A 12,065-nucleotide genomic window follows, 5' to 3' on the forward strand; every position below is an offset into this window, starting at 1 on the left:
TTTCGAATTTCGATGCCGCCCTAAGAGCCCATTCTGTCTGAAACCTGCCTAAATTGTGATGCAATCAGCCTTCAAGATGGCCCGTTTTGATTAGAAAACGCGCAAGAGCGTCTTCATCAACTTCTTGTAAGTCTTCAGGCGTTCCAGTGATCTTCTGATCTGATACCGGAGTCCAACCACTATCATAGAATCTAAAAGCATAATTTTCTGTTTCACCTCCTATAGTCACAATAATTGGGTCGCCTCCATGCAACTGATCTGGTAGTTTTCCCTTGTAGAAGCATCGTACAGCATCTCCTTCTGTTTTCTCCATATATGTGAAACCAAGTGCATTCAGAATATTCTCCACCGGATCCACTATATCATCGCCATCCAGGGCTTTATGGACCTCAACGACTAGGAACGGGTCATGACGATTCACGACAAAACCAAGTCCTTCGCCTTCTCCGTTTTCCACAGATTGTTTTGCTTCTTCAAATGAGTTCAGCGCCCCTGAATCGATATTCCGAGAATCTGTAGGATCATGCCCGAACTGAGGGTTCTTTTTGTTCATATGTATTATTCCGTATCAAGATATTTGTGCTGTCATTACCTATATTTCAGGGTTTTCAAATTGGGGTATTGATTTTACAGGTTTGAACGCCTATCAATTATTCCCGGAACTTCAATCATAAGAAGAGATCAAATACTCTCTCATTCGATTGGTGGACGAAGATCCCTCCATCGCAAGTCTACTTCCTGACCAGAATCTAACTCGACTCGATAAATTTTCGAATCCCGTCCATCACCTGTGGTTTCTCCAGCACTATCTCTAATAATCGCGATGATTTCCCCATGTTCTCCATGCAGTCGATCGTGGTCAGGATCACGTTCATCAGGGATATCAACCCGAACCCGGTCGCCGATCCCGAACTGGCTCATAAATAGACCATCTCCCTTCTTTCACATTTAGATACGGGATCAAATCTCATCTAAACATGATACCAATAGTACCGTACATTCATACCCGATTCTAAACAATTAGCAATCAATGACTGGCGCACCTCACGCAAGGCAATCGAATTCGTCTCTGCAGAATTCGATATCCATGTCTCTGAAGATGACATCGACGAAATTCTCGCAGTCTTAGATTCCTCCATTGACCGATTTATGGGCCAAATTGATGATAAAACATTAGACGAAATGCTTCGTGCAGACGCGGGGGATTACCAACTTGGGAATCCTTCACTCGAGATAATCTTCAACCTGAACCATATACACAGGATGCGCTGATCGGCCCGCTTCTCAGCTCTCTCGGGCTTCCGGACCGGCTTCCGACCTCGTCGGATTAAATTTCGAACGAATCAACTTATCTGGTAAGAAACCAAGTACTGAATAATTACTGAAAAGATTGTAGGTAATTCTGAAGAGAGCCGAGTCGATGTTCCCAGAAGACCTCGATGTCGTCACCGCGAAGTGTTTCTATCTGACTAGCTGGAATCCAACCAGCTAACGCAGCACCAACCCGGGCGTTCGGGAATCCAGATCTCCAGTCAGATTCCTTATTACGAATCTCTTTGATGCGTTTGTAGGAGTCAATTTTGACGCCTATTGCTTTCGCCTCAAGAAATAACATTTCCTCTTTTGCTGGTCGAGCTACGAAGTCGGCTTTTTGGTCGTCTCCCGGACCAGCGACTTTAGTTTCGCTGACGAACGAACTAGCGGGGATGTCATCGATATCAGAAATGGTACTACTTCGAGAAACACGCTGAAGTCCTGCTTCTTTCATTGCCTCAGCGACCTTTTCTTCCTGAATATCTTTTCGCCAGTTTCTATATCGCGTTTTAGCCTCGCTCTGAGCGATAATGTCGCAGGTCCAGTCTCGCGAGTAATCGATCCAGTCATCCACGTCAACATCGCGGTAGATCCAAGGGACCTTTCGTTCATCCATATTTGTCTGCATAAAGTCGGCCATCTGCTGTGCGATGTCTTTGTTAGGTGTCGATGGATCTTCGCCTTCGTAGTTAGTCGTTGATCCGACGCCGTTGAATTGCCCAAACTTCATCTGGCTAATCGGAGGCTTGACCAGATAGCGTAGAATTTTCACAACACGTGGCTCTTTGCGTATAATTTCGGCGTCGAAGTCTCGAAAGTTGTTGGTTTGGTCGGCTACGAAGTCATATAATTCCTTGTGCCTTTCAAGTTCGGTGTCGTAGAACTCACGAATTTGGTTCAGGAATATTTCTTCTTCGAGTTGCTGACTCTTCGTGACGAGATCTTCTATTGTTTCATCATCGGCTAGATCCATATCAACGCCAAAACTCCAAACTTAGGAAAACCTTTAGTAGAAGGAGTGTTCTTAGTATTCTATGAATATAGAGCACACAAATAGTGCTATGCACACGATGAACACAAATGATGAGGAAGATACATTGTGTGCCTTCCTCAAACTAATCGATAAAGAACTAATGCCGGACTACAAAAATATCAAAATCCGCGAAAATACCCACGAGCGGCTAAAAAGCCATGGAAACATGGGTGAGTCCTTCGACGACTTAATCAATCGTATTCTCGACGATTGGGAGGAACAGAAAGAAATGGAGGGGCACACCGAATGAGCGCGCCCACCATGCTGGAAGGAACCATCCAATCAGCTGGTGACGAAATCTATCAGCAGTTGACTCAGATTGTGGATTCGAGCATAGAAGATCGCGTCGAAGAATGGTGTAAATCACACGGTCTTTTGCGCCTTGACAATCCACTTCAGATTGTCGCTCGCCAAGCCGTTTTCAATGTACTTCTCAAAGCCACGTTACACGAACACTACCACCAACGTGGCCATCTACCAGAACTCGGATCTGATGCACGGCAGGCGTTAAATGATGCCGAGGAACTAACGGGCGACCCTGCATTCAAAGAATACATTCTTGACGAGGTGGCTTGGCTAAAAAAGGACGCACTCAACGATGTCCTCGCCGCTCGCAACCAATTGCAATTAACCGATGACCCCGCCGAGGAGATCGGTCGGATATTTGAGGGGATCACTCCACAAAAATCTCGACGTAAGTTGGGGCAATTCCGAACCCCAAAGACGATTGCTGACTTGATGGCCGATTGGCTAATCAAAAACGGTTCCGAAACTGTGTTAGACCCAGGGATGGGCGCATGTGCATTATCCGCGGCAGTATACCGAGAGAAACAGGAGAAAAAAGACGAACCGTCACTTTCCGACATTCACGGTATTGATCTGGATGAACTGGCGTTGGTTATGGGTGCGACAACGCTGACGTTGATGGACCACGGCAACCCGCACAGTCTCTGCGTCGGTGACTTTCTCGAACTCGAAGTAAATGATTTGGATGGTGAAGTAGATGCGGTAATTTCGAATCCACCGTATTCGCGGCACCACGAACTTTCAGAGGAATATAAGTCTCGGGTGAATTCCCAAGCGGAGCATGAACTCGGAAGGGACGTTAGCGCACTGTCACCGATGTACGCGTACTTCTACTACCACGCTGCACAGTTCCTCAAGCCGGGCGGGCGGATGTCGTTTATCACCCCTTCGGAATACCTTGAAACCAGCTATGGCGAGTCGCTAAAGCAGTTCCTTCTTGACGAATTCGATATTAATGCGTTGGTGCTGTTCGACCGCAACGACGATTCAAAGTTCGAGGAGGCAATGACGACCAGCCTCGTCAGCTTCTTGGAAAAAACGAAAGGGACCGACGACAACGAGTTGACACGAATCGTACGTGTCGATGGAAATCCAAGTGAAGAAGAATTGCTCGCTGCCGTAACTGGTGATGTAGAGGGCGAAACAGAATGGGGGTTCGTGAACGCCGTCCGACAGTCCGAACTTGAGTCAGAGGAGAAGTGGACAGTGTTATTCGATCCGGTAGACATCGACACCAGCGAGTTGACGCCACTGTCAGAACTTGCCACGGTGAATCGCGGGATAGCTACCGGGAAGAATGAATATTTTTGTCTTACTCAGAGCGAGGTTGATGAATGGGGTATTGACGAACAATATCTCTCGAAAATCATTCGCAATTCGCGGAGTGTTCCGGGCTACGATTACACCGACGAGGATTGGCAGGAAGAACGTGATGCTGGCCGTGAAGTCTGGTTGCTGTATCATATCACCGAACTCAATGCCAACACAATCAGTCAATCGATACCGGATGCAGCGTCAGGGAATGAAACACTAACTGCATATTCTAGTGATGAGTCTGAAAATGTGGAAGTGAAAAATCCAGGTTTAGTAGAGTACCTCCAGTTTGGTATGTCCGATGAGATAGAGGCTCACGATGGTTATCTTGCACGCAACCGAAATCCATGGTTTGTCGTTGATCGGCGCGATCCCCCACCGATTGTTCTGACCTACATGAGTCGGAATGGTACTAGGTTCATCCGAAACGAGACAAATGCGAGAAACCTGTCGAATCTCCACGGAATGTATATTGATGTCGAAATGGATGAAACACAGCTGAAGGCGTTGTTGGCATATCTGAACAGTGAATTCGCCAGTAAGGTGGTCAGGAGGTCTGGACGGACATATTCTTCGGGAATGGACAAGATTGAACCTAACGAGATGGAAGGCGTACCGGTTCTGGATCCTCGCGGCCTGAATAACGAGACGGTTGGAGAACTCGCGGCGCTTTTTGATGAGTTACGAGAGGCTGCACGCGATGATGCATTGAGCACTGCTGAGGTAGTTTTAGAAATAGATAAACTCCTCCAGGAGGTATTCGATAAATGACTGACGCAGTGCAAGGGACCATTGAACGGCCTAAGATAGATGGACCGGGCGATACGCAAGGTGCTTTGTTCCCAACGCAGCCAAATGGAATTGAATTTCTCCGCGAAAATAATGCATGGGGGTTTGTGACAATAGCACAGGAACCAGAATTCGTAGCGATGTACGTTTCCGGGTCCGAAAACGCGGTCCAGTATTTCGCTCGTGTGAAGGACATCGTGGAAGCGGAAGACGCCGAGTTGGCGCGCCCTATAGAGGATTACCAAAAGTTCGAACCCGGAAAGAAAGTCATCAGGTTTCAGCCACGAAGTCTATTTGAACTTGAGGACCCCATCCCTTACCGTAACCGAACGCCGTACTCGCTGCGATACATCAAACTCGGTGATTTCCGGAAAGCGAGTGGAACTGACGACCTCTTCTAATGTAGGGCGTTTACTTGATCTTTGCCACCCAATCGTTCAAGTAACACAGGCATAATGTCCATATTATCGGGTTAACCACGCAAGTGGTCCCATCTCCAGAAAGCATTACAACGAACAGGCTATCGACCGCGGCTACGGGATGTTTCACTGGGACAATATCGCGTCACTCAACCCTGACGATTACAGCGAGGAGACCTCGAAGGCGCAACGAGAAATTAGGAAGTTAAGCGAGATAGTGAAAACGGCCAGACTGCGGTGACCTTTTACAACCCACTCAGTCGAATCACTATCGGCAAGGCAGAGGGTGTCTTCATCATTCCTGCGACCGACTCGGCACTACAGAGATCCAATAGAGGTAGAGCCGTACGGAACAGCCGACGTTGATACAGACGAATACAAGTGGATATTCAAAGGCGTCAAATTCGACGAAGAGACAACTGTCTAGGTCTCTCCAACTGATGCACCACCTTTGTTCGACACAGACCTGCACCCACCACATTGGTCGGCTTGTGACTGGAACCAAATTGACGAGGAGATAGTCGAAGCCGCGTATCGAGGTGAACCCATCCCATACGTTGCTTCCAGTTTGACGCCCACTCAGGTTGAGGTCTGTGCAGAAGAGTACCTCCGGTCAATGTTCCCGTCGTTCCGACGAACTTCGACTCTCGGGGACGAACAAAAGGACGTAGACGTTATTGGTCACATAGGCCCAAATCATGGCCCAGTATTAATTGCCGAAATGACTGGAGGTAGTACTTCCAACGCAATAGACCGGGTTGAGAGGTTGAATAAGTACCGCGACCGTGCTAACCATCTGTATCTGTTTGCGCCTACCGACAGCCGCCCGGATTCAGTGCCCGAAACTATAGACTTCGTATCGCTTGAAGACGTATTCGACCATCTCGACGGAATCAGCGAACGGAATCGATGCTAGTGAGATGCTGATGCATTCTTCAGACAAAGTAGAGCAGTACCTATTCTCTCCAGCAGGAGCCAGTAGACTTCGTCGTTTGAGGTCGTGATGCAGTAGTGCGCATCATAAAAGTACAGAAACCGCCTGTGTCCGTATTGCGCTGGGAAACGGTTGTCAGGTCGAAAATGGTCTACTCGAAACTAAGCGTAAGGCCGAAGACACCTAACTCACGATTGATGGCAAAATGAAGTCCCATCTTGACGAGGACGGGGACGATTATGGGTACTGCCTGTTCCGGTTTACCAGTGAGAGATAGCATAATCCTAACAGGGAGAGCCTACTGTCCGAAGTGGATACCAGAGCTACCGATGCCTATCAGCGTTATTTACCCATGCGAGGCGTGCATGATTAACCCCTTCTGACAGCAGTCCGGAGCAGTGGATATAAATCCAGAACAGAAGCCTTCGCGCAATTTGCTATTGTGAACGCCGTATCAATCTCTTAGTTCGAGCTTTCAACCCAAGCGAATTACTCGATAACAGTCTTTCTTGTAAGTGAATAGCAAATCGGCGGACGTTTTTTGGCAACTCCTTATCTACATAGCACTAAGATTTCCGGAATGAAACAAGAACACCTCGTCGATGAAGATATCGACCCCGTCTACTTCTACTACAAAGAGATTCAATCAGATGGGCTCAATAGTTGGACACTTGAAAGCACAGAACGTGTCCGCAATATATACGATGTCATCGAAGGTCTCGACCGCCAGACATCTGTCCATACACTTGAAGAACTTGAAATTGATGAAAACCCACAGATGTTTGTGGATAAACTTCTGGACGCCTATCCCGATCACGACGATGCTTTCTGCACATCACTTATTAACGATTTCAGTGACAGTATGAATACCCGTGCTCGTGAACCAGGGAAATATGCAGTCCTCATACTCTACGATGATTCACTCGCTCTTTGTCACACCGACTCGGAAGAAATGACAATTACCAAGGATGCCGAAGTCCTCGAAAGATTACTTGACTCCGATAATGTCGATAAATACGCTCGATTCCGTCAGATAAATAGCGGTATAGAAGTTTTACAGTTCGAGCGTAGCGTTTCAAAATCTTTTTCAGAGTTCCTTGGACTCAATCCTGAAGAGATTGCCTATGAAGAAGCAGGAGACATCAAAATTTTCACCGAGATAGACGACTCGACGGTTCGCTTCGAGTTCGGCCGAAAGGAGTTCGAGCAGAAGTTTATCTTCAACGAGAATTACGATCTGTTTACAGAAATTCTTGAAACCCCCAACGATCAGTACCGGATAAATCACATAAAGATGGGGCGCCGACTCTATAATACGGTAGACGAGTTTCTACAACAGTTCTACGCACTTTATTATGATCTTAACACACTGAAAAATCAATACTCAACACTTGCCGAGTCGATGACGCCGCACACAACTAAAGTGGTTGACCACGAGGATAAGGTAACCACTGGCGGTCCAAATGGACCAACAAAGTTAGTGAAGGGTAGCGACTCTAAATTCAAGATTATTTTTGCAGACAAGAATATTGTACTTTCAGCAGGGTGGCGACTACAACTTTCGAAGAAGTTGCGCTCGGGTGAAACGGTCCGATTGCACCACGTGGGGAATGACTTCGTCGAAGAGCCTCTACAAATCGGGTCTTTCGAGGTCTACAATCCCCTTGATATTGACGAGGAGAGTTTAAATAAACTCTATCGCGTTACCCAGGAAGCTCGGACTGGGGAACACCTTTCTAACATTATCTACTCTGTGATGTTCCACACGCTATCTGAGTGGAGTCCAAGTCCGATAAGCCACTTCTTCGACCAGATGACGAAACGTTTCGAAGATGAACTCTCTGCTGAAGGAATGATCCTCCGGGATGAGGATGGGCTTATGGAGTTGAAATCACGAGACTGGCTGGCAAGTATCGATAACGACGAAGAAGCAGCTGAAAAGATATCTGAAGAGTTGCAGTCGGACTCAAAGCTCTTACTTATTGGTGTGGATGAAGAGGAGCAACGAATCCGTCCATTAAGTCGTAGTAGGTGGGATTCGGAGAGGAACAAACGGATTAGTGACTCCTTGCAGGAAATGAATGGAAATCATGACTCGATTCAATTGTCTTCGTTGCAAATGGGAGGTGGTAATTGTTTACTGTTTGTATATTCAGTTCGGGGTAACCAAACATTTGACCTGGATATGGTTGGTCCGTGATAAGGTCCATCGAAGAAGGTTGGCAGTTCGCATGTTTTTCCTACCTATTTCTAAGAACACACTATTAAAAATCCCTTTTAGAGCCCGACCAAATTGATGACAGTTGAAATTAATTCCTATGGGGGGCCAAAGGTGATATATTCCAGGAAAACGGCTTTGAAACCCGGCCTATTGTCCTTGAGCAATATCGATTCGGCTGAATATTTCACCAATCATACAGTCTTGTGAGAATGAGAAGAAAGCGATAGGTGGACTAAAGGGATACCGCCTTCACTACCATATTAGTTAGATGCGTATCGTAAGTACAATGGGTAGCGGATCATTGGGAAGAGAGCTAGATCTTTCCGCGGTAGTCGAGGCCTTATCCAGCGAATTTGATGTTGATGCAGATTTTCATCGTAATTCTATGGCGACGATTCGTTTTGAGGAAGATGGTCCAGCTCTTACGATATACCGGACAGGATCCTTCCAGATTAGAGGTACCCAAACGCGGGAGGACTTGTTTGAATCCAAAGACCGCCTTCTTGACGCGTTCCAGGAAATTGAGTTAGATATGGAAGATGTCTCATTTCGGCAGAACAATGCTGTCTACTTGGACGATTTTGAAACCACTATTCAGTTAGGGTCCTTGGCTATCCACCTTGGCCTTGAGAAGGTAGAGTATGAACCAGAACAATTCCCAGGAGTGATTTACAGGCCTCCAGATATTGGAACGGTTATGCTGGTGTTCAATAGTGGGAAAACCATAATCAGTGGCACTACCAACAAGGGGATCGCTCAGAAATCTTCCGATCACCTAAGACATGAAATCCAAAGCCTGAGTTAAAGCCGATAGACCAACACAACAATTATCAAATCATCGCCCACACTACAGTGTATGGCTATCGCGGGAAATTCTAACGAAGAACTTGAAAAAAAACTCTGGGAAACCGCAGAAAAATTACGAGGACCGGTCGATCCCTCCGAATACAAAGACTTCGCTCTCGGCCTACTTTTCCTCAAGAGTATGTCAGAGTCCTTCGAGGCCCGTAAAAAGAAACTCAAAGAGAAAACTCGTGATCCCGATTCCCGATACTACACCGAAGACGAACATGAACGAAAATATATTCTCACAGATAAGGACGAATACAAAAGCCAGAACGTCTTCTACCTCCCTAAAGAGGCCCGGTGGCAGTACTTTGTCGACAATGCTACCGACCCCCAAATCGGAAAGAAAATCGATGACGCAATGCGAGCAATCGAAAAAGAGAATCCTCGCCTGAAGGGAATTCTACCCAAAGGATACTCTCGATCTTCACTTGCTAGTAACGGTTCTGACGCATTAGAAGGTCTGATCAACCTCTTTGCCGATATTGAGGTGGAGAACGGGGACCAGGACGAGGATATCTTCGGCCGCATCTACGAATACTTCATTAAGCAGTTCGCAATGGAAGGCGGCCAAAAAGGAGGAGAGTTCTACACTCCAAAGAGCGTCGTCGAACTAATGGTTGAAATCCTGGAACCGTATGAAGGCCGGATTTTCGACCCATTTAGCGGGTCAGGAGGAATGTTCGTCCAAAGCCAGAAATTTATCGAAAGCCACGGCGGAGACACCGACAAGATCTCAATCTACGGCCAGGAGATCAAGGAAAGCACTCTCCAGATCTCCAAGATGAACCTCTATCTTAGAGGCCTCGACGGAAATATTAAACAAGGAGATAGCATTCTCAATGACCAGCACAAAGGGCTCAAAGCAGATTACATTCTCACCAATCCACCATTCAATATGAGCGAATGGGGTTCAGATCAAATAGCGGACGACGATCCCCGCTTCAAATACGGGATGCCTCCATCCAATGACGCCAACTACGCCTTCATCCAGCATATGATTCACCATCTTGACGATACAGGGATGGCAGCTACAGTTATGGCAAATGGGGCAATGTCTGTTCAAAACAAAGCAGGAGCGATTCGGGAAGGTATCATTGAAGATGACTTATTAGATATGGTCATCGGCCTCCCAAAAGAACTGTTCTACACTACAAGTATTCCAGCCTGTATATTTGTATTCAGCAATGGCAAAACCAATGATAAGTATCGCGATAGAAGCGAAGAAACCCTGTTTATTGATGCCAGGGAGGAGTATGAGAGTCTCAACCGTACACAGAATACCCTCTCAGAAGAAAATATTAACAATATTGTTGAAAAAGTTAGGGCCTATAGAGGCGAAGATGGATACGGTGAATACGAGGACGAGAGAGGGTTCTGCAAAGTAGCCAACATTGAAGATATCGAAGAAAATCGGCACATTATCACGCCAGGTCGATATGTGGGTGTCAAAAAACAGAAGGGTGAGGATGAACCTTACGAAGTAAAGATGGAAAGCCTATCTGCTGAACTCAGAGAGAACTTCCAAAAATCAAACGAATTACAGAAACAGATTAAGAAGAACTTGGAGGTGCTGGGATTTTGACCACCGAGCAAAGCAAATTAAATGGTGATGAAAAAGTTATTAGTGAGCCCCCAGAATGGTCAAAAAAGAAACTTGATGAGGTTGCATCCATCAATCTTGGGCAATCGCCTAAAGGAGAGTACTACAATAAAGATGGGAATGGTCCACATTTCATTCAGGGGAGTAAAAACTTCGGAAATAAATACCCAAAATTGGATCGGTTTTGTTCGAAGCCAAAGAGACAGGCAGATGAAGGGGATGTTTTGATTAGCGTTCGAGCTCCTGTGGGGCCTGTAAATATAGCTCCGGAAAAGATTTGTATCGGAAGGGGAGTGACCGCCCTCAAAATGTATGAGGGTCCAAATGATTATCTATATTACTTCTTAAAGTACTTCGAGGATATGTGGTCACAGTATGCTGATGGAACGACTTTTAATTCCATAACTAAGTCCGATCTTCAAAATTTAGAGATTCCATATCCGCCGTTAAAAGAGAGAAACAATATCGCATATATATTAAACAGGATTGATGACAAGATAGAAGTCAACAATCAAATCAATGATATTATTGAGGAGATGGCTCAAATTTTGTTTAGGTCATGGTTTGTTGAATTTGAACCCTACGCGAATTTCAAGGATTCTGAAATTGGTAAGGTCCCCGACAGTTTTGAGGTGAATTTACTAGAGGATGTTCTATCTTTCCAGAGAGGCTATTCGTATAGTGGTGACGAACTTATTGACGAAGAATCTGATAAGGATGTTTTAGAGGGTTATCCAATGGTAAATCTGGGTAATATAAGCCCAGGTGGCGGATATCGTCCAGAAAAAATCAAGTATTGTGAGGGTGTGCCTAAAGATCGATATTTAGTGGAGCCAGGGGACTTAGTGATTTCACATACCGACATGACACAGGATCAAGACATTCTAGGCTCACCAGTGATTGTTCCAAATTTAGATCAGGAACCACTCCTGTTTTCACATCACTTGTATGCAATTAGGGAAGTGGATTTACCTAAGGAATACCTCTACTACTATTTCTTATCCCGTTATTTCAAACCTAAAGCCGAAAGCTTCGCTTCTGGCACTACAGTTCTCAGCTTTTCGTCTAAGATTGGTTTAGATGTGTATATTCCAATCCCCCCAGAAGAGGATTTAAAAAGGTTTGTTGATGTAGCACGACCGATATTCGAGGTAAAGGAAAACATTCGACAAGAAAACGACAATCTCACCGACCTCAGAAATACTTTGCTTCCACAACTACTGACGGGAGAAGTCAGGGTTAATGACATTAGTCTTGATGGTTTAGAGGTTGATAGTGGGGTTTGA

At 45.8% G+C, this 12,065-nt stretch carries 10 protein-coding genes; 7 read left to right on the top strand and 3 right to left on the bottom strand.

Features of this window, described 5'->3' with window-relative positions:
- Positions 1-64 precede the first annotated feature (64 nt).
- The 3 genes from RH831_RS11175 to RH831_RS11180 form a co-directional block, all read right to left on the bottom strand.
- Entirely contained in the window at positions 65-553 is a 489-nt protein-coding gene (locus tag RH831_RS11175; RefSeq protein ID WP_310554283.1) for a hypothetical protein, read from the bottom strand.
- 140 nt (positions 554-693) lie between these two features.
- The gene (locus tag RH831_RS11905) at positions 694-882 is read right to left on the bottom strand and encodes a hypothetical protein (RefSeq protein ID WP_396275478.1); all 189 of its coding nucleotides are present in this window, start codon (positions 880-882) and stop codon (positions 694-696) included.
- Between the two features lie 496 nt (positions 883-1,378).
- Positions 1,379-2,287, bottom strand: coding sequence for a XamI family restriction endonuclease (locus tag RH831_RS11180; RefSeq protein WP_310554284.1), 909 nt, complete (start codon positions 2,285-2,287; stop codon positions 1,379-1,381).
- Positions 2,288-2,348: 61 nt separating this feature from the next.
- Between RH831_RS11180 and RH831_RS11185 the strand changes: the two genes are divergently transcribed.
- The 7 genes from RH831_RS11185 (at position 2,349) to RH831_RS11215 (ending at position 12,065) form a co-directional block, all read left to right on the top strand.
- The gene (locus RH831_RS11185) at positions 2,349-2,597 is read left to right on the top strand and encodes a hypothetical protein (protein WP_310554285.1); all 249 of its coding nucleotides are present in this window, start codon (positions 2,349-2,351) and stop codon (positions 2,595-2,597) included.
- On the top strand, positions 2,594-4,738 hold the full coding sequence (locus RH831_RS11190; RefSeq protein ID WP_310554286.1) for an Eco57I restriction-modification methylase domain-containing protein: 2,145 nt from the start codon (positions 2,594-2,596) through the stop codon (positions 4,736-4,738). Before RH831_RS11185 ends, RH831_RS11190 begins: the two co-directional genes overlap by 4 nt.
- On the top strand, positions 4,735-5,157 hold the full coding sequence (locus tag RH831_RS11195; protein WP_310554287.1) for a hypothetical protein: 423 nt from the start codon (positions 4,735-4,737) through the stop codon (positions 5,155-5,157). Before RH831_RS11190 ends, RH831_RS11195 begins: the two co-directional genes overlap by 4 nt.
- A 1,532-nt stretch (positions 5,158-6,689) precedes the next feature.
- Positions 6,690-8,309: a hypothetical protein gene (locus tag RH831_RS11200; protein WP_310554288.1), complete on the top strand. Its 1,620-nt coding sequence runs from the start codon at positions 6,690-6,692 to the stop codon at positions 8,307-8,309.
- Between the two features lie 289 nt (positions 8,310-8,598).
- Positions 8,599-9,135, top strand: a complete 537-nt coding sequence (locus RH831_RS11205) for a hypothetical protein (protein WP_310554289.1) — start codon at positions 8,599-8,601, stop codon at positions 9,133-9,135.
- A gap of 51 nt (positions 9,136-9,186) precedes the next feature.
- On the top strand, positions 9,187-10,761 hold the full coding sequence (locus RH831_RS11210; RefSeq protein ID WP_310554290.1) for a class I SAM-dependent DNA methyltransferase: 1,575 nt from the start codon (positions 9,187-9,189) through the stop codon (positions 10,759-10,761).
- Positions 10,758-12,065 carry a restriction endonuclease subunit S gene (locus RH831_RS11215; protein ID WP_310554291.1) on the top strand — a complete coding sequence of 436 codons (1,308 nt, stop codon included), beginning with the start codon at positions 10,758-10,760 and terminating at the stop codon, positions 12,063-12,065. Before RH831_RS11210 ends, RH831_RS11215 begins: the two co-directional genes overlap by 4 nt.

The sequence above is a fragment of the Halodesulfurarchaeum sp. HSR-GB genome, from assembly GCF_031432215.1.
In the GTDB taxonomy this organism is placed as follows: domain Archaea; phylum Halobacteriota; class Halobacteria; order Halobacteriales; family Halobacteriaceae; genus Halodesulfurarchaeum.

Excerpts from the sequence above, each read along its gene's own strand:
- RH831_RS11175 (WP_310554283.1), bottom strand. The coding sequence starts at position 553 with ATGAACAAAAAGAACCCTCAGTTCGGGCATGATCCTACAGATTCTCGG.
- RH831_RS11180 (WP_310554284.1), bottom strand. The coding sequence starts at position 2,287 with ATGGATCTAGCCGATGATGAAACAATAGAAGATCTCGTCACGAAGAGT.
- RH831_RS11185 (WP_310554285.1), top strand. The coding sequence starts at position 2,349 with ATGAATATAGAGCACACAAATAGTGCTATGCACACGATGAACACAAAT.
- RH831_RS11190 (WP_310554286.1), top strand. The coding sequence starts at position 2,594 with ATGAGCGCGCCCACCATGCTGGAAGGAACCATCCAATCAGCTGGTGAC.
- RH831_RS11195 (WP_310554287.1), top strand. The coding sequence starts at position 4,735 with ATGACTGACGCAGTGCAAGGGACCATTGAACGGCCTAAGATAGATGGA.
- RH831_RS11200 (WP_310554288.1), top strand. The coding sequence starts at position 6,690 with ATGAAACAAGAACACCTCGTCGATGAAGATATCGACCCCGTCTACTTC.
- RH831_RS11205 (WP_310554289.1), top strand. The coding sequence starts at position 8,599 with ATGCGTATCGTAAGTACAATGGGTAGCGGATCATTGGGAAGAGAGCTA.
- RH831_RS11210 (WP_310554290.1), top strand. The coding sequence starts at position 9,187 with ATGGCTATCGCGGGAAATTCTAACGAAGAACTTGAAAAAAAACTCTGG.